23 protein-coding genes and 3 pseudogenes are annotated in these 26,594 nt (G+C 56.1%); 15 read left to right on the forward strand and 11 right to left on the reverse strand.

Annotation, left to right across the window (positions count from 1 at the left end; genetic code table 11):
- Positions 1–10 precede the first annotated feature (10 nt).
- Positions 11–931: a MarR family transcriptional regulator gene (locus tag BMW35_RS15060; protein ID WP_089670500.1), complete on the forward strand. Its 921-nt coding sequence runs from the start codon at positions 11–13 to the stop codon at positions 929–931.
- A 244-nt stretch (positions 932–1,175) separates the two neighbouring features.
- Here BMW35_RS15060 and BMW35_RS15065 read toward each other — a convergent pair whose 3' ends face one another.
- From BMW35_RS15065 to BMW35_RS15085, 5 genes and pseudogenes are all read right to left on the reverse strand, one after another.
- Complete coding sequence (locus BMW35_RS15065) at positions 1,176–1,673, reverse strand: DUF8154 family protein (RefSeq protein ID WP_089670501.1); 498 nt, start codon at positions 1,671–1,673, stop codon at positions 1,176–1,178.
- Complete coding sequence (locus BMW35_RS15070) at positions 1,666–2,346, reverse strand: nucleotidyltransferase domain-containing protein (protein ID WP_089670519.1); 681 nt, start codon at positions 2,344–2,346, stop codon at positions 1,666–1,668. Before BMW35_RS15070 ends, BMW35_RS15065 begins: the two co-directional genes overlap by 8 nt.
- A gap of 86 nt (positions 2,347–2,432) precedes the next feature.
- Positions 2,433–3,263 carry a type IV toxin-antitoxin system AbiEi family antitoxin domain-containing protein gene (locus BMW35_RS15075; protein WP_089670502.1) on the reverse strand — a complete coding sequence of 277 codons (831 nt, stop codon included), beginning with the start codon at positions 3,261–3,263 and terminating at the stop codon, positions 2,433–2,435.
- A gap of 79 nt (positions 3,264–3,342) precedes the next feature.
- Positions 3,343–4,320 (reverse strand): annotated as a pseudogene (locus tag BMW35_RS15080) (ArdC-like ssDNA-binding domain-containing protein).
- A gap of 87 nt (positions 4,321–4,407) precedes the next feature.
- Positions 4,408–4,708, reverse strand: a pseudogene (locus BMW35_RS15085) (hypothetical protein).
- Positions 4,709–4,912: 204 nt separating this feature from the next.
- On the opposite strand from BMW35_RS15085, the gene BMW35_RS15090 reads away from it, so the two are divergent.
- The 4 genes from BMW35_RS15090 (at position 4,913) to BMW35_RS15105 (ending at position 9,780) form a co-directional block, all read left to right on the forward strand.
- Positions 4,913–5,338: a DUF6884 domain-containing protein gene (locus BMW35_RS15090; RefSeq protein ID WP_177170883.1), complete on the forward strand. Its 426-nt coding sequence runs from the start codon at positions 4,913–4,915 to the stop codon at positions 5,336–5,338.
- A complete protein-coding gene (locus tag BMW35_RS15095) occupies positions 5,325–6,188 on the forward strand; it encodes a GIY-YIG nuclease family protein (protein WP_089670503.1) in 864 nt (287 codons plus the stop codon). Before BMW35_RS15090 ends, BMW35_RS15095 begins: the two co-directional genes overlap by 14 nt.
- 95 nt (positions 6,189–6,283) lie before the next feature.
- Entirely contained in the window at positions 6,284–7,201 is a 918-nt protein-coding gene (locus BMW35_RS15100; RefSeq protein ID WP_089670504.1) for a HamA C-terminal domain-containing protein, read from the forward strand.
- Positions 7,201–9,780, forward strand: coding sequence for a DEAD/DEAH box helicase (locus tag BMW35_RS15105; protein ID WP_089670505.1), 2,580 nt, complete (start codon positions 7,201–7,203; stop codon positions 9,778–9,780). Before BMW35_RS15100 ends, BMW35_RS15105 begins: the two co-directional genes overlap by 1 nt.
- A 62-nt stretch (positions 9,781–9,842) precedes the next feature.
- On the opposite strand, the gene BMW35_RS15110 is transcribed toward BMW35_RS15105, so the two are convergent.
- Positions 9,843–11,003 carry a hypothetical protein gene (locus BMW35_RS15110; protein ID WP_089670506.1) on the reverse strand — a complete coding sequence of 387 codons (1,161 nt, stop codon included), beginning with the start codon at positions 11,001–11,003 and terminating at the stop codon, positions 9,843–9,845.
- Between the two features lie 208 nt (positions 11,004–11,211).
- Between BMW35_RS15110 and BMW35_RS15115 the strand changes: the two genes are divergently transcribed.
- Positions 11,212–13,230, forward strand: coding sequence for a PDDEXK family nuclease (locus BMW35_RS15115; RefSeq protein WP_089670507.1), 2,019 nt, complete (start codon positions 11,212–11,214; stop codon positions 13,228–13,230).
- 11 nt (positions 13,231–13,241) lie between these two features.
- On the opposite strand, the gene BMW35_RS16000 is transcribed toward BMW35_RS15115, so the two are convergent.
- Both BMW35_RS16000 and BMW35_RS15120 read right to left on the reverse strand, forming a co-directional pair.
- A complete protein-coding gene (locus tag BMW35_RS16000) occupies positions 13,242–13,376 on the reverse strand; it encodes a hypothetical protein (protein WP_281242513.1) in 135 nt (44 codons plus the stop codon).
- Entirely contained in the window at positions 13,376–13,978 is a 603-nt protein-coding gene (locus BMW35_RS15120; protein WP_394327266.1) for a DUF6166 domain-containing protein, read from the reverse strand. Before BMW35_RS15120 ends, BMW35_RS16000 begins: the two co-directional genes overlap by 1 nt.
- Before the next feature lie 308 nt (positions 13,979–14,286).
- Here BMW35_RS15120 and BMW35_RS15125 point away from each other — a divergent pair, with 308 nt between their 5' ends.
- The 5 genes from BMW35_RS15125 (at position 14,287) to BMW35_RS15145 (ending at position 19,571) form a co-directional block, all read left to right on the forward strand.
- Complete coding sequence (locus BMW35_RS15125) at positions 14,287–15,957, forward strand: hypothetical protein (RefSeq protein WP_143052223.1); 1,671 nt, start codon at positions 14,287–14,289, stop codon at positions 15,955–15,957.
- 938 nt (positions 15,958–16,895) lie between these two features.
- Positions 16,896–17,240, forward strand: a complete 345-nt coding sequence (locus BMW35_RS15130; RefSeq protein WP_089670521.1) for a DUF7344 domain-containing protein — start codon at positions 16,896–16,898, stop codon at positions 17,238–17,240.
- Positions 17,237–17,938, forward strand: coding sequence for a hypothetical protein (locus BMW35_RS15785; RefSeq protein ID WP_177170884.1), 702 nt, complete (start codon positions 17,237–17,239; stop codon positions 17,936–17,938). The genes BMW35_RS15130 and BMW35_RS15785 overlap by 4 nt, the downstream gene beginning before the upstream one ends.
- On the forward strand, positions 17,925–18,971 hold the full coding sequence (locus BMW35_RS15790; protein WP_177170885.1) for a hypothetical protein: 1,047 nt from the start codon (positions 17,925–17,927) through the stop codon (positions 18,969–18,971). Before BMW35_RS15785 ends, BMW35_RS15790 begins: the two co-directional genes overlap by 14 nt.
- A gap of 144 nt (positions 18,972–19,115) precedes the next feature.
- Entirely contained in the window at positions 19,116–19,571 is a 456-nt protein-coding gene (locus BMW35_RS15145) for a MarR family transcriptional regulator (protein WP_089670510.1), read from the forward strand.
- 400 nt (positions 19,572–19,971) lie between these two features.
- On the opposite strand, the gene BMW35_RS15155 is transcribed toward BMW35_RS15145, so the two are convergent.
- Together BMW35_RS15155 and BMW35_RS16065 are read right to left on the reverse strand one after the other, a co-directional pair.
- On the reverse strand, positions 19,972–20,256 hold the full coding sequence (locus BMW35_RS15155) for a hypothetical protein (RefSeq protein ID WP_218138633.1): 285 nt from the start codon (positions 20,254–20,256) through the stop codon (positions 19,972–19,974).
- Between the two features lie 33 nt (positions 20,257–20,289).
- On the reverse strand, positions 20,290–20,484 hold the full coding sequence (locus tag BMW35_RS16065; protein WP_394327264.1) for a zinc-ribbon domain-containing protein: 195 nt from the start codon (positions 20,482–20,484) through the stop codon (positions 20,290–20,292).
- Positions 20,485–20,673: 189 nt separating this feature from the next.
- Here BMW35_RS16065 and BMW35_RS15160 point away from each other — a divergent pair, with 189 nt between their 5' ends.
- The 4 genes from BMW35_RS15160 to BMW35_RS15175 all read left to right on the forward strand — a co-directional run bounded on the left by BMW35_RS15160 (position 20,674) and on the right by BMW35_RS15175 (position 25,660).
- Positions 20,674–21,759: a hypothetical protein gene (locus BMW35_RS15160; RefSeq protein ID WP_089670511.1), complete on the forward strand. Its 1,086-nt coding sequence runs from the start codon at positions 20,674–20,676 to the stop codon at positions 21,757–21,759.
- 66 nt (positions 21,760–21,825) lie between these two features.
- A complete protein-coding gene (locus tag BMW35_RS15165) occupies positions 21,826–23,103 on the forward strand; it encodes an RNA-guided endonuclease InsQ/TnpB family protein (protein ID WP_089670512.1) in 1,278 nt (425 codons plus the stop codon).
- A gap of 20 nt (positions 23,104–23,123) precedes the next feature.
- On the forward strand, positions 23,124–24,461 hold the full coding sequence (locus BMW35_RS15170; protein ID WP_177170886.1) for an McrB family protein: 1,338 nt from the start codon (positions 23,124–23,126) through the stop codon (positions 24,459–24,461).
- Positions 24,458–25,660, forward strand: a complete 1,203-nt coding sequence (locus BMW35_RS15175) for an McrC family protein (RefSeq protein ID WP_089670514.1) — start codon at positions 24,458–24,460, stop codon at positions 25,658–25,660. The genes BMW35_RS15170 and BMW35_RS15175 overlap by 4 nt, the downstream gene beginning before the upstream one ends.
- A gap of 353 nt (positions 25,661–26,013) precedes the next feature.
- Here the strand turns inward: BMW35_RS15175 and BMW35_RS15795 are convergent.
- Positions 26,014–26,594: pseudogene (locus BMW35_RS15795) on the reverse strand (helicase-related protein); the annotation flags it as partial.

The raw sequence follows: 26,594 nt of genomic DNA on the forward strand, positions 1-26,594 counted from the left end.
GTGTTACATTGTGCTCCGGCGCATCGAACTCGAGGTCCTCGCCACGGTCGACCGCGGCGACACGATCTCCGAACTCGCGACGAAGCTCGACCACAGCGAGAGCTACCTCTCTCGTGCCGTCGGCGACCTCGTCGAAAAGGGGCTCATCTACACGGAACGCGATGGCCGTCGAAAACGAGTCGTCCCGTCGGATGCTCGCGCCGTCGAACTCTACCGGGACCACGTCCGCCAGCACTCCCACATCGCCTTCCCCGAGCTGCTGACCGGGAAAGCACTCGAGGTGCTGTCCTACCTCGACCAGCCGCGAACCGTCTCCGAGATCGCCGATCGAAGCGACAACTACCGCAACACGGTCAACCGCGTCCTCAAGCGGTTTCGCGACCGCGGTCTCGTCGGGACGGCCGACGGCCACTACGAGTTCAATGCCGACTTTGACCGCCTCCACGAGTTCGCCCGGGAACTCGCACACCATCTGCATCGTCACCGCCTCGAAGCCGTTGCGCCGAAGGGGACGATTCTCTGGGAGGACTACGACGAATTCCTCGCCCAGGCCGAGACGGAGATCGACGCGGAGGGGTTCCACGAAACCGGCCTCGCTCGATTCGCGGCCTTTGATCTCCAATTCTTGCTCACTGACCACCGCTACTACGTCTACTCCGAGGAGCTCGATGCCGTTTCGCCGGCGGCGCTCTGCTGTCACACGCTGGTAATCGACGACGGCAGCCGCCACCGCTCGTACTGTCTTCTCTTGCTCAGTCACGTCGACGTCGACGAGGACGACCTTCGAGAGCAGGCGGAAAAGTATGATCTCGAAGACGAAATCGACGTCTTGCTCCGCTACCTCAAGACGCGTGGCGAGATCGACGATGACTGGCTCCCGGAGTGGGACAAGTTCCAGGAGCTGGCGGCTGATTACAAAATCGAATCCTGATCGAGTGCCAATTTGGAACGAATTTCGGGAGTTACGCTAAAGGGGTGGGCTTCCGCTCGCTACGTGTCATTATCGTCCAAACTGACGCCCATAGCTGTGTGTTCGACTGAGAGTGGCAAAGCAGTTTACCCAAGAGTAAACTACGAAGATCCCGATCTATTTTAACCAACAAAACTCCGTCTTATCGCATCTTATGTTGGTTAATAAAGTCGCTATCTCCTCTCGACTGATAGAGACACATTCGTTACGTTGTCTCCCCGCAGATACACTCGTGCCCCTGGCGAGACCGCCCAGTAACGTAGGTATGAATCTCGGTGGCGAGTTCGTACATCGCTTCGGCACGCGCTGCTGAGGCGAGGCCATCCTGATAGTACGTTTTTGCTCGGTGGTCGCGCCAGAGATCTGCGAGATCAGCCGCCATCGATTCACCGAAAACGCCGGCCGCTGCCGCCTCCCGATAAACCCCAGGATGCGTGCCGGGAAGATCGTCCGGCTGCATCGTGCCGCGTTCGAGGAGGCGAAATTCCACGGTTCGTTCGATGGCGACGAACGACGCTTCGATGACGAGCGTGTAGTAGCTGGCATCCTGCAGTGCCTCAGCACCGGCGAGCAAGCGACAGGCCTTCCGCAGCTGGAGGAGGGCGGAATCCTCGACGTTGAGTCCGGCTTCGATATCTGTTGGGCGGCGGTCGAACGCGGCTTGCACGTTGTCGATGAGTTGCTCGATTCGAGTACTACTCATCGGCGATGACCTCCTTTCGGAGCGAGTCAAGGTGGCCGCTGCCGTAGACGGTAATTCCTTCATCGAAGATTTCTCGGAGTTTTGACCCGGCTCTGCGTGCGCTTTCGGCAGATTCAACATACGGTTCGAACGCGAACCGGTCACCGTCGAATCGGTCCGATTGGAGATCTGCAACGACATCGGTAATCCGCCGGCGGGCTGTCGTCCGGTTCCCCTCGACGACCACGAAACAGTCGATGTCGCTCTGGCGGTCAGCTTCGCCCCGAGCGACGCTCCCGAAAATAACGATGCCGAGGAGAGCGCCGACGTCGTCGGCGTCAGTGAGCGTGGCTTGCACGCGGTCAACGAATGCCCGGATCGGTGCATAGAACTCCGACTGCGGAATGGCAAGTATCGGATCGCCCTTCTGGAGTCGGTTGGGGTCGATCGCGATGTGGTTTCGTTGTGGCGTCTCTCGAATTCGGATGGCTCCGATACCGTCGAGGAGGTCGACAGCCCGCCAGACCGTCGACCGGGTGACACCCGTGGCGTCGACGAGTTCGGGGATCGTAAACTCCGTATCGTGGGCGTCGGCGAGCAGTCGGAGGATGTCGTCTGCGGCACCGATACGAAAGATATCGGTATCCGGGTCGGGATACGCATCGATGCAGACCGTTATATCCTGTTTCGCCATTTCAGACACTATCTGATTTTGTGCAACGACATATAAATAGATGGCGGCGTCACGCAGGCGGACGCTCTGGTCCTCGAGTGATCCGGTTAGGACTCCACCCTCTCCAGTTGCGCTGGTTCGACGTTGATTCGGAGGCGATACGTGCTGTCGGTCGAGCCCGTTTCAGGTTGCGTCGGATCCAGCAGCGAGTACCCACTCGTGAACGACGCGACGAGTTCGTCGTGGGCGGGGAGGTCGATGCCGAGCTGGTCGGCGAGGTAGACGATCCGCTTGGTCGCAGCGCCGTTGTCGAGGCGTTTGAGGTACTCGCCGACGGTCTCCCAGTCGCAGCCCCGTTCGTCGGCAGTTCGCATTGCTCTCGCGAGTTCCTGAAGACCACCACAGAATTCGGGATGGTCCGCACAGTCGACCAGCGTCTTTTCCAGGTCGCTGACCTGAACGGTCGTGCCCTCGATAGATGTCGGCTCAAAGCCGAAGAATTTCCGCTCGGTGACTGTCGTGACGCGGTACGGGACGCCGTGGATCTCTCGTCTTTGCGCCCGGGTCGGCGTGACGACGTACACCGTCTGGGGGACCTGTTCGGTCAGCCCGTGGTGGCTGAGGGCGCTGTAGTAGCCGATGTACATCGGCTCGGCAACGTGGGCGGCGATGAGATACTCGTGGGTTGTGTACACGGCCTCCTCGCCGGCTGAGAGTGGCACGATGAGATACGTGCCCGGGAAGAGCCGGTCGAGCCAGCCCTTCTCGGTGAGCCGGGAGGCGATCTCGCGGGCGGTGTTCGGGGGGACCTCCAGCGTCGTCTCGATGTCGTCGACGGAGATAATCTGGTGACCCGCGCCAGCGAGCCGTACAAGGAGTCGACTTTCTCGAGTCGAGAGGCCTTGACGTATATTTTGTGACTGCTCTATTGTACTCATACCTGCGTTTCCTACATAGAGTATCAACACGGACCCGCTTTACCCTTGCGACTGCTACCGACGACCGAGATGAGCAGGCTTAACCAACGAAATCGAGGCGTAGAACCAAGCGTTGGTTAAGGACCCAAGCGCCGTCTTTGAGCACGTCGATGAGCTCTTCTGCTGTGGAACTGATTCGGACGAGGCGCTCGCGAACGACCTCGGGATCGTCGGACTCCCACGCAGCGAGGTAGAACGCCGACCCGCTGGTGTCGAGCCCGCAGTAACGCCCGACGACGTACGCGACGGCTTCGGCCTCGACTTCGCGTTTGGCCCGCTCGGTGTCGTCGTCGACGTCGAAGTGGAGCAGGGCGTGGGCGTACTCGTGGATCAGCGTCCGGGCAAGATTGGCCTCGTTCTCGCGATCACGTACCTCGACACGCGGTTGCATATTGACGAGACTCAGCTGCTCGCAGATGCCTTTCGCCTCGCCGTGGGTCTACTCCTCGGCTGGAACAATTCGCACCGTCACGCCGACCCCATCAGCGGCGGCAGTCAACTGGTCGACGAGGTCGCCGGCGTCCCCGGTGGCTTCCGTGTCCAAGTCGGGAAGCGGCTCGCCCTCCGTCTGGGAGACATCGAACACTGGCGCAGGCTTGAGCCCGACCAGCCCTTCGGACCACTCTTCGGGCGGCGTCTCGTCGTACTCACAGTCACTGTCCTCGTGGTAGCTCGGCGAGTTCTCGCACTCCGGGCACTGCGTGGTGATGATCGGCGCCCAGATCCAAATGGCCGACTCACCCTTCTAGACATGCCTGTCGAACTCCTCCTGCCACGTCCGGTAGCCCGCCACCCGGATCGCCTCGGGGTACTGCCGCTTGATGAGGAGCGTGTTCCGGTAGGAGTAGTCATGGAAGCGACTCTGAACGTCAAGCCACTTCTGGAACTCCGCGCTGGTCTGCGCGTCGTCGACGCCGGCGACGAGGTCGTCGATCCACTGTTCGATAGTGCTGTTCATCTCGTCTGATCGCGTGTCGGTCTGGTCGAAGGAGACCGACGAGTCACTGGTCGTAGCCATTGTGTTCACCGAATCGAATTCACGGCGACTGCGTCTGTTCAGACCGCGCCGCACCCCTCCGGGGCGTTCAAAAAACCGAGCTGTCGGTCAGCGGAGCTCGTGGCGTTCGTCAGCGAAGCCGACCGTGACGAGATACTCGAGGAACTCGTCGAACCGCTCGACGTCGCTGGGCGTGTCGGTCGCAAGGTGACGCGCCCATTCGATGGCCCACTGGAAGGCGGGATCCGAGCCGCCCTTGCCGTGAATGTACCACCACCGGGCCGCTTTCAGCACGACCAGCTGATTCGTCGGGGACGTCAGCGGAATCGACTTCTGCTGATTGCGTGGTATCGATATCGACCGGGATCTCGTCGATCGAGACGTTGTCGGGACTCTGTTGTTGACTCACTGGAAGTCACCTCTGAGAGCTTTCGAAGGAGCCCTCGCCCTCTCAGGGGGCACGAAAAACAGAACGCAAAGTCACACCGGCGAGACGTGGACATTCTGCACGCAGTCAGCGAAGTGAGGGCTGTGCAAAAGTCACTTGGCTGTAACTAGCGAATTCTGTTCATCAGGCGGAACGTATTTTCGCGTGACGATGGACGGACAGGGTATGGAGATCGGCTTGGTGAGCTGTACGAAAGCAAAGGTGGATTCATCGTCGACGCCGAGGAAACTCTACGAGCCCTCTGCGTTGTTCCGGAAGGCTCGAAGCTACGCTGAGGAGAATCATGACGGGTGGTACGTGCTTTCGGCGAAGTACCATGTTCTCGATCCAGACGGCTCGCCGATCGAGCCCTACGACAAGACGCTGAACAACGCTAGCGTTGAAGAGCGGCGGGAGTGGAGTCAAAACGTCCTCAAACAGCTACGAGAGCGCGACTTGCTTGCAGGGGGGAACACGCTCGTCATTCATGCCGGGAAGTCGTACTACGAGGAACTCCTGCCGCTGCTCGACGACAAGCCCGTCGACGTCAAGATTCCGACCGAGGGACTACGGATGGGAGAGACGCTGTCGTGGTATAATGAACGAATCTAGGTTCCACGCCGCCGATTGGCTCGGTGTCAACTGGTCGAACTGGGGGACTCTCGATCCCGATGGTGACCATCTATCTACGTTCTCCACTGACGAGGGTCTCTACCGTATTCGCCACCCCGCCCGTGCCGGACTGGAGTACATCGGTGAGACTGGGCGGAGCCTTCGCGGGCGTGTTCGTTCGCTCGCCCACGGGGCGTTCGCTGACGAAATGCCGTATCGCGATCCACACACCGCGGCACCGTGTATCTGGGCTGTCCAGCAGGAGGACGGCGAGAAGCTGGAGGTATCGGGTGCGACGCCGACACTCGCAGAGGACAAGCAGGCCCGAAAGGCGTTCGAGGACGCGCTGATTGCAGTATACCGACGCGAAACGGGTGAGAGTCCGACAGCGAATTTCGGTCGGATCATCAACGGCTACCGGCAGTCGACGTATCGCAGCGGAGAGGAACGCGGCGGCCCGCTTGAACCGGGTGAGACGGAGTCCAACACAGAGGATGGCGTTGGGCCGCTTGATTGGAGCAGGAGCGACGACGTGCTATCGGAAGACTGGATGGGCCTTTGGTGGGCGTCGCCGCGACCGCTGGCAAAGGCGGATACGTCGATTCCGACGGATGACGGGCTATACCGAATTTGGCGCGAGGACGAGGCACCACCTCTGGAGTACATCGGGCAGAGCTCGAATCTCAAGTCACGGCTGTATCGCCACCGGCGGAACCGGGATGAGACGTTGCTGTTCTCTTACTCGGAACTTGGGGAGCACGACGCTCAGCACAAGCGCGAGGAGGTTGAAACGGAGCTTATCGGTGTTCACTGGCTGGAGGTTGGGAAGAGTCCACGAGATCAGTTCTAAATGTCCTAATGCCTATCCCTCATATCCCATATGTCGTTCTGGAATAGGTTTTTGCCCCAGGGGCTGAATCTTCTTGCAACTAAACAGAATCCCAAATGGAGAATGAAATAGAAGTTCCTTGGTCAGAGCACACCGTAATCGAGGAGTCAGAATTACTGGATAACCTCTCTGATGCTGGTGAATGGGGTGAAGACAAAATCAAGGCGTCCTCTTTCATCGTCAGCCCAAGTTACGGAACCTTGGATTATGACGGCTTCGTGAGTTTTCTTCGGAACAAATTCATGTTCTTTGCGCTGTCGGAAGAAGAGATTCAGGAGTCTGAACGCCCCCATCTTGAAGCGCAGCAGCTCTCAGATTACAAGGATGATGCTAAGATGGATGGCAAGTGGGGGGAGCTGATTCTATTTACGATGGTTGAAGGTTTCCTTGACATCCCTATGATGTCACACAAGCTTGGATGGAAACAGAACCCAACTGACCAAGTAAAGGGGTCTGACGGTCTCTTCTTCGGGGAATACGAAGGAACTCCTACGTTGGGAATTGGTGAGGCAAAAATGTACACCGATTTGGATAGTGGAATTGAGGAAGCTCTTGACAGCACAGATCGATTCCACGGAGAAGATAGTCAACTCCGAAATCAGCACGAGCTAACGGTTGCTATGGGTAATCCGAGCGACAATCTCTCGAAAGAGAAGATCGAACTGCTTTCATCTCTTTTCACAGGTGAATCTCAAGATTATCAAATGTTGCATCCCATCTTCGTTGGGTATGAAGATGAGGAGCTGGAGGAATTCCAGACAAAGCCGGTTGAGGACGATCAGGAACTAGTAGACCAGCTCCAAGACCATGTTGAGGATACTGACTTACTCTCCAAGGTAACGGACTCTCTGGAGGATGACTACAGTCATCTTCGAAAGCACTGGCTGACCTTCTTTTTCCTCCCTCTAGAGGACAAAGATCGGTTTGTAGAGAACGTCAAAACGGCTATCTACCCCTGGACGACGAACCACTAATGTCTACTACATACGAAAACGCAGCGGACCTAGAATTCTTTAATGAATGTCTCGATACACTGATAAAAGATCTGCTCTATAATGATCTCGGCGTTACTGATTATCGTTGGGATCACAATTCGGAGAGTAAACTCCAAAAGAGTGCTTGGGTAGCATCACTTCTCGCGTCCAGCGATGACGAGGAACACCAGTCCAAGGCTCTTTCTTTTGCGATTCTCGCATATATTGAGAAGCGAGGGACTGATGACGAGGAGATGTACGAACGGTACCTCTATATTGTTCTCTCTCGCATCGGAAATCTTCAAACGTTCAATACTGTTCGGCGAGAACAAGCAGATGTAAGCTTTGAGGAGAGGCTCATTTCATCGCTTGATTCTGCGTTGGGCCTTGAGCTGAGCTCTGACCTCCAGCAGCACGAGCTCGGTGATGGGACTGTACTGTCCTCCTTTCAGAAGGATATCCTAAATGCCCTTCAGGCAGGGAAGGATATCGCGATATCCGGTCCGACATCTTCCGGGAAGTCATTCATACTCCGGAAATATATCCAGAGAGAGCTTGAAAACCAGGATGGTTTTGAAGCAATCTACGTCGTCCCGACTAGAGCACTCATTGCGGAGGTGAGTGAGAAACTCTCCAGTCTTAACGACTATCTAGAGGGAGAGCAAGAGATTGAGGTCAGAACCGGCGCATATTTTGAGGAGGAATCGGAGGACCCAGATACAGATTCAAACTCGTTCTTGGTAGTTACACCTGAGCGGTGTCTGCGGCTCATTGATGAGGACACTAGGGCGAGAATTGACCCAGACCTGATATTCTTCGACGAAATCCAGAATATCCAAGATGGGCAGAGAGGTGTCTTATTCGAAGATATCATCCAGCTACTCAGCGAATCTTGGCCGGAAACTCAAATCGTCGCTGCCGGCCCCTATCTTGAGGAGCCACAGGATACTCTGAGCAATCTGACTGACCGAGAGGTCGTACAGATCAAAACCGCATTTACACCGGTCCTTCAGATGAAGGCGATTATGCGGTTCAAGAGCGCAAAAAACCAATCCGGATCCAGGCGGATGGTCGATGTCGTCCTCTACAGTCCTTCTGGAGACAAATTAGAGTTCACGATAGCCGAACCGGACGATCTCACGTATACGACGGTCAACAAAAGCAAGACTAGAGCATTGACCACTATAATCGATGAATATGGGCAGAATAGCCAGAATCTAGTATATGCCAGTAAAACTAATCTAGCTGAGGATCGGGCCGACGCAATCGCGAACAACCGGGACCGCGAAATAACGTCTGCGAGAATCGATGAACTCACCGAATTCCTGAAGAATACGATCCACGAAAACTACCCACTTATCGATCATCTTAAAAAAGGAGTGGCCTTCCACCATGGTCGAGTTCCAAAGATTGCAAGGGAAGAGATAGAAGATCTCTATCGCTCGAAAGTGGGTTTAGACACAATCGTATGTACCTCCACTCTACTGGAGGGGGTGAACCTCCCCGCGGAGAAAATCTTTTTGACCAGTGCATATCGCGGAGACGATGAGCTGTCAGAACTCGACTTCCAGAACCTCGTCGGACGGGTCGGCCGCGTTGATTCCCGCTTGTACGGTTCTATCTATTGCGTTGAGGCTGAAGATGACGAGTGGGTAGATGAGAAATTGAATAGCGATACAGAGGAATCAGTCAACCCTGCTACCTCACAGGCTACTGATAATCCAAACAAACTCATTACCGCGCTCGGAAGCAATGACCTTCGGCAGCTCAAAGATGCCTCAACTCGGTACACATCGATTCTCCTTCGTTCTCGTTACCTCAAATCTGACTACGATGTCGACGAATATCTCTCCAACAAGGGGCTCTCAGATTCGGATATCTCCTCAGCGAAAGACGAACTCGACCGGACTCTCGAAGATATTGAAATTCCGGAGAAACTGCTGAGGCGGAACCCAACTGTCGATCCCGTGGAGCAGAACACGCTCTACAGGCTGGTAATGCAGAACCCGGAAAAATGGGTGATTGGTGAGAATACGACAGAATATAGCTATGATAAACTCATGCGGATCACCCAACAGTTGAATCAGGTCTTCAAGTTCACTAAGGATGATGAATACGGGATTGACCCCCCAAACCGAGAAACCAAGCACGGAGCACTAGAGCCGATAGTGGTAGTTGCAAACCAGTGGCTTCGGGGAGAGACCTACCATTCCATGATTGATTCTAGGCAAGCAAACGTTGAGGATGAGGGGCTGAGTAAGTGTATCAGAACAATCCTTGACCTCGTGAACGACGACGTTCGATTTATTCTGGTCAAGTATTACGGGATGCTGGTCGATATACTAGAAGAATCCGACTACGAGATGGGTAAGTGGGCAAGCAACTTCGACCAGATGCTAGAGATGGGGTCGATGAACTTTGGGGAGCTGCGTCTCATGTCGAAAGGTGTAGACCGATCGGTCGCGTTGCAGTTAGGAATCCCGCCTGGCGTCGATAATGTAGAAGATTTCCTTGAAAACCGCCGAGGGAAGATCCCCGAATTCTTCACTCGACACCTTCAGTCTCAGGGAGTCTTATAGACTACCCGACTCTCGCGTACAAGTCCAAGCACATCCTTATCGCCCGCTACCGCCGACTGGTTCTAGCCCATCGCCTCCTGGAACCGTTCACGAAGCGCATCCTCGCGCTCCTCGAACTGACCGACCTTCTCCTGCAGGTCGTCGCTGACTCGCTCGATACTCGCGAGCGCCCGCTCGCCGGCGAGGGATGCTTGCGATCCGTCGTCGCCGTCCCCCTCCAACTGCTCCTCGTAGGCCTGCTCGACGCGCTCGATGGTTCCCTCCGGGTTGAACAGGATGTCGTTGGCAATGCGGACGTACTGATCGAGGGATGCGCCCTCCTTCCCTTGGAAGAAGTGGGTGAGTGCGTACGTCGCGCCGGAATGCAGTGTCCACATATCGATCTCGAAGGGAGACGCCGCATTGGCTTCTGCATCGCCAGCGGCACGCTCGGCCAGGTATTCCGGGAAGCCCAGCAGCGTGTAGAACTCCGTGACGGTGAATGGGAGCTCTGAGAAGTCAAGGTCGATGTCTTGAGCGTCCCGGATGAATTCGAAGAGGTCGTCGGCGACGAGTTCGACCTGTGCGAGGAGCTCCTCCCACCAGGTCCGGAAATTCCGCACGTCGCCGACGTGCTTGATGACCTCTTTGTCGGTGAGCGAGCGCATCGTGTTCGAGCAGTAGCCGTCCTGGGCGAACCCCTCCACGTAGACGGCGTGCTCGCCGAAGAAGTCGTAGCCCGACGTGACGCCCATCGTGATCGGGTCCGATCGGCCGGGGAGACGCACCTCGAGGCCGTCGAACATGATGTCCATGTGGACCTCGCCGCCACCCCGGTAGCGCCGAATTTCGCCGAACATCACCTCGCCTAGCGGCGTCCCGTCGATGGTCTCCTCGCGGAGGACCTCCTCCAGCGGGCCGTAGACGTCGACCGGGTTGATGATCGAGTAGGAGTCGGTCGGGATATGGAACAGCGGGTCCGTCTCATCGTCCGATTTCTGGGCCTGCGAGCGAGCCCGACTCGGTTCGACGAGCGCATTGAACCGCTCCGTTTCGACCCACTCGTCGGTGTACGGATTCTGGTACGCCACGGTCGTTTCGACGGCCTGCGGGAGCTCACGAATCGCTTCGGCGAACGTCACGATTTCTGCATTCCCGCGACGCTGTCGGTACCACTCGGGTAGTTCGGTGTCGGTACGCCCATCGACGCCGGCGAAGATGGTTCTGGACTCTGGATCTTTCATTGCAGCACCTCAGAACAGGAACGGTCATCGACGAGCGCCTGCATCGTCTCGCGCCCTGCGCCCCTCTCCCGGGCGCAAAAACAACGCCAACGCGAATAGGTGGTTGTCTGGTTGTTCAGGTGCACTGCCCCCTGCTGAGGTGGATACCGCAACTGGGTTCAATAGAACCGGAACGCTTACTCGCTATGACAAACTCCAGTCAACTATTGTGGCGTCATTCCTTGAGGCATTGGCCAAGCAGCGAGCTTGGCACTGGCTGGAGGAGTCTAAGGGATACACAGTCGATGGTGAGGTCAATATCGGGACTGGTCGCATCGACCTGCTCGCGGAATCACCGTCGGGAGAGATTATCGGGGTCGAGCTGAAGCGAGCATCTGAATTCGGGCTCGATAGAGATATTTATGCCCAAACTCATCGGTATCTCGACAGCGGAGCCCTCGATCAGTTGTACTTTGCTGCTCCCGACGCCGACAAACTTGGGACCAATCCGGAATCGGATCCTGTCGACCAGATGAGTATCCGTGCGATAAGCTATCGGTTAGCTGCGGGCGTTGATGAGGACTGGTACACACCGTCGGAGGTCATCACTCACATTCGAGATGCGATCTCTACAGACTTTCTTGCCTACTCGCTGGAGCATCGTACCGTTGAGGACCTAATTCGGCAGCTGTTAGGTCGTTCCCCCGAGGACAACGAGCCGATTTCTCTTGACGAGGCCGCTCAAGAGCTACGACGTACACGACTTCCGGAGGAGTTGGGTGTGATTCAGGTCCCAATCGAAAAGAACGGATCTAAATCCGACTTTTCGAGCCTGCTTACTCCCGGTGACGGTCCGACGCCGTCGATCGTCCGGGATGCCGAGCCAGTATGTGCTGGCGATGATACCACTGGCCAGATTTCCTCGATTGAAGAACCGTGGGTGCGACATCATACTTGGACTCATTTTGGCGGCATCCCGGAAGCCCAGATCCCGAATGACTTGGAGTCGGACACGCCCACCCGTCCAATCGACATTCTGGCCTTCGAAGGGGATATTGATCCGACTGCAGCGGTCGAAACTCCCGAATCGAATGCCGTCATCGGTATCGAGGCAAAGGGTGAGAGCTCTTTTCCGGGTTCTCGGAAAACCGAGCAATTAGAACAGTTCTTAGCAACTGAAACTCTTTCAAAACTCTATCTTGCTGTTCCAACAACGCTTAGCGAGCGCGCAGTCACGTTTCTTGAGCAGCACGGATTTGATACAGTTGGCCTCATCACCGTAGACGACACCGGTGTCGTCGACATCGTTCGCGAAGCGACGCATCAGACGCCGAAGTACGATGGCTACCTAGAGAATCATCATGAACGGAAGGTCGGGTATGGAGATCTCGAATTCCCGTGGCTTGAGCCAGTATCGAACCTATACCTCACCGAGGAAGAAGCCGAACGGGTCGAGCATCCCGACCCCGTCGCTTACGCGAAACCCATTATCGAGTCAGCCGACTTGGATGTGTCCGCAGGGAGCTGGCTTGACATTGACGACTGGACAGGTTCCGACCGAACAGAAGATGAGTTCTCAAAGGAGCGAGTGCGATACTACCTCCTCCGTGGAGTGAAAGCTGGCCCGTACCTCCTCGACTCCGATGTCGACCAAGATGAAATGATGGGCGGCTACACTCGCTTGGCCTTGGAGTGGTTCGAGGATACTGACGAGCCAGGGCTAAAGTTGAACTTTGGCGGTGGTTCGTGGGTGGGTGGATATCTCTGGTTCACTGGCGAGACTATCCAACAGCTGCTCACGGTTCTGCTGAACATTACGAATCTCAATGGGGCGACGATCCGTGGACAGGGCAAAGTGATCGATTTGGCAACATTCCCGATTCGGGGCGACAGTGAACACCTTCGGCTGCAGGGCCGCTTCGGGGAGGAGGATCTCTTAGAATTAGAGATCCGGAGTCTTGTCGACGAGGCCGAAGGCGACGAAATCTTCGAGGTGGACTTAGGTTCGGGGGAGAAAGCCGGCGTGACGGCGCAGTTTACCGAACCACAGTGGTACGATTTGGTGGCTACGCTGGATCACCTGCTGGCTGGTGGCACGTATCGCGGGCTGCCTGGGGAGTTTGACTCGACTCCACGCATTGGCCCGTTAGGTGAGGACACCTGGGACATCGGGACAGATATTGAGGAAAGGTCGAATCCAGTCTCGATTGAGATGCGCAACTCGGATACCGACTTCCTCACGGAATAGCCACAGTTAGCTTACTCGTCGGTCGCCTGGTGCTTGGGTTCGTGCCGGTTATTATACCGCTCCAGTTCGCGCCCGATTTTCTCGAGCGCCTCGACACCACGTTCGAGGAGCTGGTGGGTGGCTCGCGCCAGTCGAAGTGTCTCCATCAGTGCTCCCCCTCCGGGGGTTCGATGAGGTCGTTGCTCTCTTCGGCGAGTTCCCGGATTACCCGTTCCACGTCAGCCTCCTCGGCAACCGTCCGATGTACGAGCGGAGCAGGATATACACGGTCGCCCTGGCTGCAGAGAACGACCAGCCAATCGTCGCTTCCATCCCCGAGTACGATGTAGTGGTCGCGATCAGCGCGTTGGAAGACCCGCCGGTCCGGGCGAGAGACGGTTCGCCAGTTCTCGGGGAGCGTTGGTGACGGCCGTCCACCGTCGGGGAGCGCGACGACGTCGTCGGTAATGGTCGCCATCGCGGCGTCGATCTTCTCGCCAGTGAGGTGCCAGCACGCCGCTGCACCGTCACACTCCAACTGTGAGACCACCTGATTCCGGAACGCGATGTAGTGCTCACGGGCGAACTGCGCATCGTCGTAGTAGTCGAGCAGGAGTGCGCACGCGACGGTGACGGCGCCGCCGGCCAGGGCGAGCTCGACGAGGCCCAACGAAGCGAGTACAAACCCGACAGGGGCGTACGTAACCAGCGACGCGCCGTAGTGACCGAGTCGATGTACAGCCGAGTGTAGGCAGCGGTAGGCCTTCAGTTGTCTGCTGCCCCAGTAAAGACACTTCTCCACGACACAGCACCCTTAGCTTGTGTGTTGGTTGTTCCACTACCGACAGCCAGCGAACAATAGTCCGATTTGCCACCTGAAGGCCGTTGTGTCGTGCGATTTGTTCCGTTTTCAAACGACATTGTAGATTTTGATGTCCATACAAGGTAGTCCTCTCGTCCTGCGGTTTCAGGGTTGGGCGTCTCAAACAACGACGATCAAGATTCGTAGCCCGTTTGGACCGGCTAACAAGCGACACCCTAGTAACAAATTTTACCCTTCAGCGAGCAGTGCTGATCATGTCACGAAAATGGACCCCGGAATATCTTCGTAACGGGTTCGTTGACGAGGTAAAACAAAAACGAGCGGAACAGGGTTACAACACGAACGAGAAGCCGACCCACAAGTGGTTGCGTGAGAATGGTTTCGGGTACTTTCTACACCGCGTTCGGGAACTTGACACCCGCCCTGATGAGTGGCTCCTCGAAGAGTGTGGGTTTGAGCGGCGGTACAAAGACTATCCATGTAACAATCCCGAGACAGTTCGCCGCGTTGAAAGCTGGCTAGAGTACGTAGACAACGTCGGCGGCCGGCTCAATGGGAGGAGTATTCCCTCGACGCGAAGTCATATCCGGCGCTCGATGGAGATCGCCAAAGAGGCGATCGGCACAAGCGATATCTTCGAACTCGGCCGCGGCGAGCGCACGGTCTGTTTCAATCGGGCGAAACAGATGATGCGGGCCTTCAAGAACGAGTTCGAAACCGGTCAGTCGCGGTACAACTATGTGACGACACTCCGCGATCTTCTCGCGCAGATGGAGGATGAAGACGTAATCGACCATGACCCGCTGACGCCGCTGGTCGAGAAGATTGGCTGGGGTGGAGATTCGACGCCGGTCACGGTTGCCCCTTCCACATCGCTCGTGAAGGCGTACTTCGACGCCTGCGAGACACGGACCGAGCAGATGGTGATGATCTGTCTGGCTGTGATGGGGTGGCGACCGAGTGACTTCTGTGATCCCGAGGCGATCCAGGACATCCACTTCGATGAGGTGCGGCCGTATGTCGAGTTTACAACTCATCGAAAGAATGGCCCCTCCCTCGTCCCTATCATTTTGTGCCAAGATTTTGTCAAGCAATGGGTCCGGTTCGTCGAGACTGTCCCGGGCAACGACACAGCGCTGTTTCCATCTGACAGTTCCAACGACGGTGCACGGTCGACTCAGTGGGTTCGGGAGACTATCGAAGCGATTGGCGACCGCGTCGATGAGACGCTTCGTAACGGTGAGAAGCCGACCCCGAGACATTTCCGTAACTTCTGGTACACTGAGTATACAACGGCTTACGCGGAGTTTCGTCGAGACAACGACTTTGCAGCCTCGGCGCAAGGGTCACGGTCTGCTCGAATTCCGAGTACGTCGTACAACGACCCTCTTCATGGGAGCTGGTTCGATACGTTCGAACAGTTCGCCCATCCAAAACTATCTGAACCGGTCGCCGACCTCGAGCCTGCTGACGAGATCGGAAACATCGACACCGGCGACATTGATGGTGACGCGACGTTTGATCTCGTCGAGACAGCTAGACAGGCTACGCTGGAGGGCTGGGAAGAGGCGAAAGCATTGGTTCCCGGTGGCGGAGAGGTCGCCTACCTCACGAGTCACATGGCCGTCGCTGCTGGCCACACAGCAGCAACGTGGGGAAATATCAAACACCGCGGGATGGCAATGCATCCAGATCTGGAGCACTACCCCAACATGAGCGTCCGACGGCAGGCAGGGATCGGACTGGTTCTCGGGTTCCTTCTCACGGTACTGCTTGCCTCGTGGCACTTGGATGGGACATTCACCAAACTGGCTACAGGAAAGCTCACAGCATGGGTTCCCGTAGCCTTTACAGTTATATACGCGGCGTGGCTGTTCGACCGGGAGTTGCCCGGTCCTCATGACGCAGTCAAGGCTCTGAGGTAGCTACCGCACCCACAACCACTGGGTTGTCCTCTTTCTTACACAGGAAGTGCAACCCTTCTTCTGGCGCCAGTGCTCACCTATCGAGGGAAACGAGGCAGACGCGAATCACTAAGGGACAGGCACCAACGATCGACGGGCGATTGCCGACACTAGAAGACGAACCGAGCGTGGGACTGACGAACTCCAACCGACGGCGCGGAAATACATTCTCACGTTGTCAGGGACGGATAGCTCAGAACCGTCACGGCCATTCAAAAGATGGTCCGCAACAACTCCTGAGGTTGAGAGTCGACATCTTCCGTCACTGTCTCATTGCCTATCCCTCATGTTTGACCTTCTTATGCACCGTTTACGGTGCGGAAGGTATCCTGATTGAACGGTGAGTTTTGTTTTGACCTCTTTTTGACCACCGAGTGGAACGGAGTGTTCTTAAGAGATAGGTAAACAGGATACTGGTATCGGAGAGTACAGCAACTCTGACTGTCGAATCGCTCGTAGTGAACTTGGGCTACAAATATAAACAGTAGTTCCTACACTACGAAGGATTAGCACGGCCCCAGAAAGCGACCTCCGGCGCTGTAGACGCCGGAAGCGCCGTGCTGCCAACCAATGACAGCAACGGAAATTGACCGGGTCAGGAGTGATAACTTTGTCTCTCGGGAGGCAACGGTCACTCCAGAAACCGACCCACGACTACGGCGGATTGTACAGCTCGCTACCTATCCTGATGGACTCACCACGCGAAACGACAGTACCATCAATAGTGGCTTGCCACTCAATGCAGTTGGCGAGTACCTCGGGTGGTTGTGTCAAGACAACAACGGCCAGGTGCTTGCGGAGAGACAGACAATGATTGGCCTGCTCATCGGTCAGGGTGACGTTCTTACTGAGGGGATTTTCTGATGGCTCCTGAAGAGACAATGTCGTTGGCGATCCCAATGGATCCAGCCAGCGTCTTCGATGCGGTCTCGAACAGCCGCCGGCGCCGCGTAATCCTCTCGCTCTCACGGACCTCAGAAGCGGTTACTGCCGGCGATCTCGCTGTCGAGATTGCGGCGATTGAGAACGAGATTGACCCCAGCCAAGTCGGTAGCGACGAACGGACATCGGTTTACATCGCACTCACGCAGACTCATCTCGAAACGCTCGATGCAGTCGATGCAGTCGACTACGACGACCGGTCCAAGACTGTGAGTTCGGCGGACGCAACTGAACCGCTCGCGGAGTACATACGCCGGCTGCAGACGGCCTGCTACATCCCGGGCTCGGAGGAGACCACATGACAGACTCACACGCTCGTACCCTCGAGACGCTTCGAGACATCGACGCCCGCCTCCACCGGCTGTTTGAAGTCGTCGACGAGACTGATGAGACAGCAGCTCCACCGGATGCAGATCCGCTCGCCACACTGAGGCGCGCACGCTCGCAGGTCGACGCTGCACTGCTTGAGCACCAGCGCCAAGCAGCCGATGACATACGTCCTGGCGGTGGGTCGTGTGTTCTCCAATGGAATCCACCCGGTACGCCGCCGCGGCGACTGGTCCTCGACCCCGACAGCGGTGGCGACGGTTGGACTCGCCGTGAACTTGAGTGGACTGGCTCCGGCTGGCGGATGTGCGGACACGACACTGTCCACGATGTTGCGATCAGTGCTCCTGCGGAACCACGCTATCCAGACCCCGTGGATCCCCCGACACTCGACACGCTCCTCGAATGGATCCGCGGCACTTGGCCGCACCCTGATCCGGATGTTCTCGTCTTCGATTCGACGGCGACAGCCGAACAAGGCGTGGTTGCGGCTGTCGACGATGAACTGCGATACCGCGAGCAGGATAGCCACCAGTGGTACACTGTCACCGACAAGGAGGAACTCTACCACCACCTCCAGCAGCAAGGCCAGCCCGCTGTCCAGTCGCTGTCAGAGACGCCGCTGACGCGCCTGCAGTTCACTCCAAGCCCACTCACCAATGACGACGGATGAGCACACTCCAGAGGAGTACGATGGCCGCCTGAGCCTGCTGACGGAGACAATCGAGGCACTCCGTAAAATGCTCGAGAGTGACCATTCGCTTCCCACCGACCAACGGATGTTCGCCCGTCGGCTTCTCTTCCTCGCGAGCCAGCCGATTACTGAAGCCGAACGGATGCTGCCCAAGCCAGACCGAGATGCTGACTCAGCAGACGAGCGCACTCCTGATTCATCGGATGACTACGCTGATGCAGTCACCCACATCGAACGGCAGTTGTGCTGGCTGATTCGCTCACTCCGAACTGTACAGCCACCAGCCCACCACTACGACGAACAACCCGCCGAGAAGTTCACAACAGCCCTCGAGTACGCCACAGCCCTCCGAGACATTCTGTCATCGGTCCCGGAAGACAGCCCGATTCTCGCCGACGCAGAGGACATCAATCCCGACAACGTTGATCCGCACGTCGGGGGGCGTGGTAATGGTGATGGACGGTGGCTCGAGTATCAACTTGAGCGTGCACTCGGACGCTGGGGATACCGTGCAGCGACACGCCAGCACCTCTACAGTCTGGAGGTAGATGTCGTCGCTAAACGACGGGAGAAACAGCAGCAGCCCAGCGACTGGATTGTCGCCCAGTGTAAAGATTGGACAGACGACCCAATCACACCGACGGCGCTCTTCCGGTTGTGTACGGTGGCGTTTGCCTGTCGTGCGATGCCGGTGCTCTGTCACACGACTGAGCTGACGCCTCGGACCGAGAACTTGGCGCGTGAACTCGAGGTGCGCGTGCTTGAGCTACCAGATCTGGAGCGTGCAGAGCTGCCTGCCCCACAGATTGCCAAACCGACGATGGAATTCCGAGAGTGGGAGCCACAGTACCGGGCTCGCGATGATCGTGGCAGGTTCCCGTTGATGTTCCGCAGCGAGCCAGGGAAACGCTTCAGCTACGTTCCCGGGTTCAAGCCAGTCGGCAAAGACGCTGACTACGAACCGATCGAGAATGATCGGGATGGCGATGCGCATCCCGCTTCTGGCCATTAAGTCTCTACAGGATTGGGCAGCGAGTGTCGAATTATACGTCTACTGGGCCAGCAGCGAAATCCTCTGAAATATCTTTAGGAGATCTGCTGAGGCATATCCGTCTGCGAAAATCGTATTATCGTCCGCCGACAGATATTGGTACGGATGCCCGTTCCGGTTGACGAACTCACGAGTGACGATCGGTTCCCGATCAAGCCGGACACGAACGAGTACTGCGCTCTTAGCTTCCTTTTCGCACACCGCGAATACGGCTTCACCCCACGCGAAATCGCAGATCGAACAGCCCTCAACAAGACCGCCATCTCGAGCACGATGGCTCGTCTCTTTGAGTACGGGCTTATCGAACGAGCAGACAACGTCTATTACGTCGACCCAATCCGAGCCAGTGAGCTAAAGCGACGGCTCGAATCGCTCGATTCACTCATTCACCTCTTCGAGTCAGCACCCGACGACAGCTACGCCGAGAAGGGCTGGGAACAGGAACTTCCGACCTTCGATCCAGATGAAAAAGCGGATGCCTCAGAGGGGAAATCCGAACCGGTAGAAGCACAAGCTGAAGCCCTCATCGAAGATATCGTAGACTGTCGTAGAACGGAATAACCTCGATTCCGTGTTTAAATTCCGCGTCCATGTCTCAATACCGGTTTTCCAAGACCAAACCGGGGAGTTTGACGTCGCCCCGGTGAGCGTGAAATCGAGTGCCGTACTACTCTAGTGGAGGTCAGTGATTTTGCCAATCCAGCGGACGCCGCTGAGGGCAGGCGTGTTTTAGACGACCGATGTAATCTGGCCGTTCAGTTGTGACACGCTCAGAACCTCTCCTGTATCGAGTTCAGCTGCCTGCCGTTCAGTATCCGGTGCGTCCGCCATGCACGCCTTCTAAATTCTGTACAGGATCATCAAAAAGCTATCTTCGTGCTGAGTATACCATCTCAGCAAGGGAATCGTAGTAGGGAACGACCCAGAGTTCAACAGACCATCTCGCTCGTGCAGTGTAGAACTACTCCGATAGCTCTCCGTCGTCGAGTTTCTCGTTCGCGACCTCGATCAGTTTCTGTAGTCTGTCGTCGAACTCGTCTTCGAACTCCGTATGTAGTGCGTCATCGTACATCCGAAGAGTTCGTCCCAGCCCAATTGCAGCAAGCCACTCTTGGAACTGGTTATTATTCATATCATCAACCGATTTACTCACTGCATTCGTGTTTGAACCCGTCGCCCAGAGCTGCAGAAGATCGAGGTCGTTGACTATCGCAAGACGAGCGAAGTCCGCGAATGCAGCGCTCACCTCTTGCGAGAGCTGTGTGTAGGAGACAGAATCTCAGTCAAGTTCCTGTTCTCCCTCTAGTAGTTCATTGACGTACGAGAGCGAACGCAGTGACAGGAATCCATCCCTATCGACTGCCATCGGCGGGTCGCTCTCAGACTCTGCAATCTCGGACAGTGCCTGTCCACAGGATCCGCAGTAGTGGTGAACCGCCTTGACTTGGCTCCCACAATTCGGGCAGTAGGGCATACTGTGAGCTACGAGCCATAGGCACAGAGGCTTTGCCGGTTGGGGATATTGCTGTACGAATCTGAAAGGCTCCTTTCGGAGAAAATGACTGTGAGGTGCTCCCAGCCATCGAATTTGGGTGTCTGACGTTGTGAATTGAGAGTTCCCCGAGGACAAGGTTATTTTATCCGTTCTGTCAATACCGGAGATATGGTTACTGTGGTTTCAGTAGGAGAATTCGACCTCGACGAAGGAGCCCTCCACGCTGCTGCCGATACATACCTCGATTTCAAATCGGCTGGTGACGACCAGAGGAATTGGAATCGAGAGGTTCTGAATAGCGGCCATTCGTGGCTCAATCAACGCGATCTGACTGCGGGCACGGTATCGGAATATACGTCGGAGCTGAGAGAAGCAACGGGAGATGATCACCCAATTCTGTCCGAGGAAGACTTCGATGACCTGGAGGCGAAGGTAGCTGACGACGCTGGAAATTTTGTCGAAGACTTGGTAGCGCTATTCGAAGATGAGAGCCCACTCGAAGATCGGATCGAGCGATTCAGGACGAATCAAGGGATAGATCTCACGGTCATTAGTGCTCTCTTGACGACTTCCGACCCTGACCGATATGTGCTGTACGATGAGGGAAGCTTTGAGACCTTCATTCGGTACTTCACTGGGTTGAACAGCCCCGATCTCGGCGATCTCTCGGTCGGGAGAAGATACGATTTGTATCGGAACTACTGTTCAACAATCCAGTCAGACGTATTGAACGAGAAACTCGCCGGCGCTACGCTCCAAGACGCTCAAGAGTTCGTGGGTACTGTAACACACTCGGCGGAATGTAGATATAATTTTATCCTCAGATACCTCTTTAGACACACTAGCCAGTTAGAGGAGTTCGAGGAGGAAACCTCTATGTTCCTCGACGAAATTCGCACGCTACCACAGGCATTTCTCAGAGATCAGCTTGAGGCGTATGAAGGACGCCAGAAAATAGCCAAAATCCGGTACGATGTGCTCGATGCCATCCTTGACGGTGAATCCGTAGATATCGACGAAATCGCCGCACGAGAGAATGCAAACCACGAGAAGAACATCATGAACTCGTGGGACGACTACAAGATCCTGGCTCAGATTTATTACAACTATGCCAAAGACCGCGTAGAGGCATATATCGAGGATCTACTCGATTATCTACGCAACGAGATAGACGCTGACCAACTGTCTACAGGCGGAACAGGCCGAGTGCCTCGGGGGCTTGACCCCGAGGGTGAAGGCCGTAAGCTTGTGTGAGTTTTCCACTTTCACCGTGGATGGCTGATATTGAAGGACAGCCAACTGCTACACAGAGATAGAGAAATGGCACAAGAGCAGACTCTCGTGAAGACGCTGGATTTCCAACTCAACATCCAGAGTGACAACGAGAGTCTGCTGGAAGATGCCACGCTCGAATCCCGATGGGCGTACAACGAAACTATCCGTCTTGCCAAGCAGGGCGTGGATTGGAACGAAATCCCCGACCGCGTTGCCGACGACGCCGATCTCGTGAAAAACACCACACAGCGCGTCGTTGCGAAAGCACTCGGGGCAATGGACAACTACTACGAGTACGACGACTTCAACCAGCCAAGCCACACCAAAGACGGCACGTACCCGCTTCGAGCCAACTTCGAGGAAGGGTACAACCTCACGCTTCGAGACGACGGAACCGTGGAGTTCCGTATCAGCGCGAAACCCTACAAGCACGTCCAAGGCGTGCTGGAAGGTGACGACGCCCATCTCGACATTCTCCGAGCGGCACTCGCTGGCGACGAGTGGAACATCGGAACGGCAGAAGCACTATTCCACGATGGGACGCCCGAGTTGCACGTCAACATCACGAATACCGAGCGTACCGTCCGTGACAAACACGATTCTCGGACAGCCATTGGCGTGGACGTCAACGAAGACAACGTGGCACTGTCGGCGCTGTCAGCAGATGGCGTTGAGGACACATTAGTCATCGACTTCCCCGAAATCAAGTTCGAGCGCCACCGCTACTTCACGATGCGAAAGCGGGTGCAGAACGCCGAGAAACCGAGTATGCATGAGACGCTGGAAGGACGAGAAGAACGGTTCGTCCGTGACCGACTCCACAAGGTGAGTCGGCACATCGTGGAGTGGTGCCAACAGTTCGAGACACCGTGTATCATCTTTGAAGACCTCAAAGAGATGCGCGATAGTATCGACTACGGCACTCGGATGAACCGACGCTTGCACCACCTGCCGTTCCGTGCGCTACAATACTACACATCGTACAAAGCCGCCTTCGAGGGCGTGCCAACAGCGTGGATTGACCCTGAATTCACGAGTCAGCAGTGTCCGATGTGTGGACACACGGAACGGGCGAACCGCCACAAAAAGCGGTTCAAGTGCCGGGACTGTGAGCATCAAGACCACAGCGACCGAGGTGCGAGCGTCAACATCGCCGTGAAAGGCATCGAGAAGCATCAAGACTGGAATGTGCCTGCTCTCAACAGCCTTCCCCAAGTGCGGAAGGTGCGACGGCAGGCATCGGGGGCCGTGGACGCCCCGACCGTGGCCTTAGATACCGTGAGAGGGCATCATCCCGATGGTATCCGAGGCGTGTCCGACTAATCCGCGGGAAGCCTCGGGGCTTGACCCCGAGGCGGTTCACTCACTACGTCACCTATCAGGGCGCAACCAACATCCCGAGTACTCGTTCGTGGGCTGTTCTGTATCCGAGTGTTCTCGGAGATCACAAATCAGCATATCAACTGTACATCTATTTCTATCCAAATGAGATCGAATACGGGATCGATAACGGGAGCGACGTCCCTCGAAAGGAATACGATGATGAGTCGTTCGAGTCTGAAGACGAAATATCGATCCAGAACGTGGTCGAAGCGTACAGAGAACGGTTGGACACCTTCTGGAGGTGGAATGAAGAACTGATCGAAGAACCGGACTCCGCAGAGTACGACGAGTTACCATGGTTCGAAACCGTGGAGAAACATCTCCAGCGCAAGAAACAGATCGTTTTCCACGGCCCGCCAGGAACCGGGAAGACCTATGGCGCGCTCAACTTCGCCAAGTGGTGGATAGACAGGGGACTGAACGAGGAAGATCACTTCGACGACGCTGTTGAGGACCGCCTTCGGATGGTAACGTTCCATCCAACGTTTTCGTATGAGGACTTCATCGAGGGGATAACGGCGAAAACTCGTGACGGCGACCTCGTGTACGAACCCGAGGCTGGCGTGTTCAAGGAGATGGCTGAGGACGCCGTCGAGGCCTACGAAGACGCCGATTCGAAAGCAGAGGCCCCCAGATACATCCTCATCATCGACGAAGTGAACCGGGGAAACATCCCGAAGATTTTCGGTGAGACGATCACCCTCATCGAGAGCGACAAGCGACTCGGTGAGCCGAACGAGATGAGAGACGAGCTGCCACATCCAGAGGATCGGCTCGTAGTGCCCCCAAACCTCTACATCATCGGGGCGATGAACACGGCCGATCGGTCAATCGCACTCGTCGATGCCGCGATACGTCGTCGATTCCGATTTCGACACTTCCCGCCGAACTACGAAGTTCTCTACGACGACCTTGGCTTCGATGGTGAACAGGATGTCAAAACCAAGGCTTCAGTCGAAGAGGGAGAGGACCTTGGTGGTCTCTCCATTCTCGCACTCAGTGCTATCAACGAACGTATCCGAGACAGTGGGAACCTCGGGAAAGGCAAACAGGTTGGTCACTCCTACCTTATCGGTGGTACCACGGATGAGCGTCTCGTAGAGTCCTGGAAGAACGAGATACTCCCGCTGCTCGATGAGTACTACTTCGGAGACATGGAGCGGCTCAAAGAGCACATATTCGATGGCGGGGGTGAGAACCTATTCAACTGGAAGGAACAGCGGATCGCCGATTTCGATTCCGACGCTCTCCGCGCCGCGCTTTCCGAACTCGTTGACGAGGATGGTGGAGTGGAGTGACAACTGCTGACCTAATAGAGCTGTCCGAGTACGACGAATCGGACCCAATCGACCTGTCCGATGACGATATCGAGATGATCGAATCACAGGTCGATGGATTACGAGTGGAGTACAGACGAGGCAAACAGGTCGTACTGCACACGGATCATCGAGTCGGAGTCGTCGCTCTCCCCGACGGACCCACTATTGAGATACAACCGAAGATCGGGGATCCAAACCTAGTCACGCTACTACGATACGCAAACGGGGCAGAGCCAACCCATCTCTCGCGCGAAACGGAACTCGAAAGCGGGACGAATTTTGTGGACACGGTAGCAGCCCTGTTTCTCGAAGAGCTGGAGGCAGTTCTGTCTCAAGGTCTCAGGAGAGAGTACGTCGATGTAGAAGGAACAGAAGAGTATCTCCGTGGCAGACTAAACGTCCAGAGACAGCTCGCAGGAGGTCCCGGTAAGACGGATTTCGAGTGCGATTACGACGAATTCACCTATGATACCACGCTAAACCAGACGATTCTCTGCGTTGCGAACGTGCTGTCGTCGGTGGTGGATGGCACCGGGATCGCTGGCGAACTACGCGAATACGAATCGCGGCTCAGACGACGAGTGACGCTCCGCGAAGTTTCGATCGAGGAAGCCGAACGGATCGAACTGACTCGTCTTACTGATTACTATGAGAAGGTTCTGGTCTTGTCTCGGCTCGTGCTGAAACACATCTACATCGAAGATATCGTCGCCGGTGAGGGTGCATCGTACTCCCTGTTGATCGGAATGAATGACGTGTTCGAAAAGGTGGTGGAGAGAACTGCACGCGAAACTGTGGACGAACGAGATGGCTGGAGCGTCGAAGGGCAGGCTCGAACCGACAATCTACTCAGGGGAAGTCCGCCGATTCGTATGCGGCCTGATTTCGTCGTCAAGCGCCACGGTGAGCCAGTGCTGGTCGGGGACGCCAAGTGGAAGACCGGCGTCAAGAATAACGATGTCTATCAGGTCGTAGCGTATCAGACCGCCTATGATGCGCCTTGTGTGTTGGTCTATCCAGACAACGATGGTGCTGTCGAGAATGACTACTCTGTGAAGAACGGGCATAGTTTAGCGATGTTGGAGCTACCGACTGGGGTGAATACTGCAGATGTTCATGAATTCGGTCGAGAAAACGTTGAGCGATTTTTCGATTTTCTCTCCCGGACCGTGGGTTGATAAGACGGAGGAAGGAATCGTGAGCTCTCGAACCGGATTCAACTCAATATCTCTTCATTTTTAGCTTTGTTCTGCGGTTTGTGGTAGAGTATTCTCCGTGCGTAATGCTTCATCATCCGTTCAAGAGTGTAGCTATCATTACGGGATTTTAGCGAGGATTCGGTACACCCTGTTTTCCCGGGGTACCGGTTAACCAACTATTGCCTCGCTAGAGTTGGTTAATTATGTGGGTGTCTCCTATGTATCCCCCATTGGTTGTGGTACGCTGCAGTCCGGGCTACTCCACATCCGAAGACTCGAATCGAGCTATAACGTGAATATCGTGCTAACCCAGATTGGAACTCACTCGGACATCACTGAATCGGCAGCGTCAAACAGTACCCCTCCACTTCCGGTGCAAGTGAAATTACCTGCCGGCGGCGTTCAAGGTCGGCCTTCCGTTCATCCACCCGCTCATCCAACCGGTCCAATCGACGACGTTGTCCTCGGATCGAAATCTCCATATCTTCTCCAGCGGCAGCCTGCTGCTGGTACTCCGAAATAAAAGCCTGAATCCGCTCACGCTCTGCCTCGGCATACGCCTCCAAATTCGCTCGTTCCTGCTCAACCTCAGTGGTTCGGTCCGCCGAAATGTCGCTCTGGACTGTCCCCAGGATGTTTGCGACGTACTCCTCGGCAGCGGCTTCGAGCTCGTCGCGATTGACCAGCAGCTCCCGAACGGCTCCCGAATCGGGGCTGGCTCGAATCGTCTCAGCCTCAAGCACCTGCTCGCCGACGGGCCGCCGCGGACTCTTTGTCCCCAGATCGACGAAGACCGGAACCAACTCCTCCTGAATCGTCTCGCCAGTTCCGTCCTCGAAGCCGACCCTGTAGACGAACGTAATCCCGGGGTTCTCAATGAATGGCAAGAGCTTCAACCCGACAACTCCGTCCT

The sequence above is a fragment of the Halobacterium jilantaiense genome (genome assembly GCF_900110535.1).
Lineage (GTDB): Archaea > Halobacteriota > Halobacteria > Halobacteriales > Halobacteriaceae > Halobacterium > Halobacterium jilantaiense.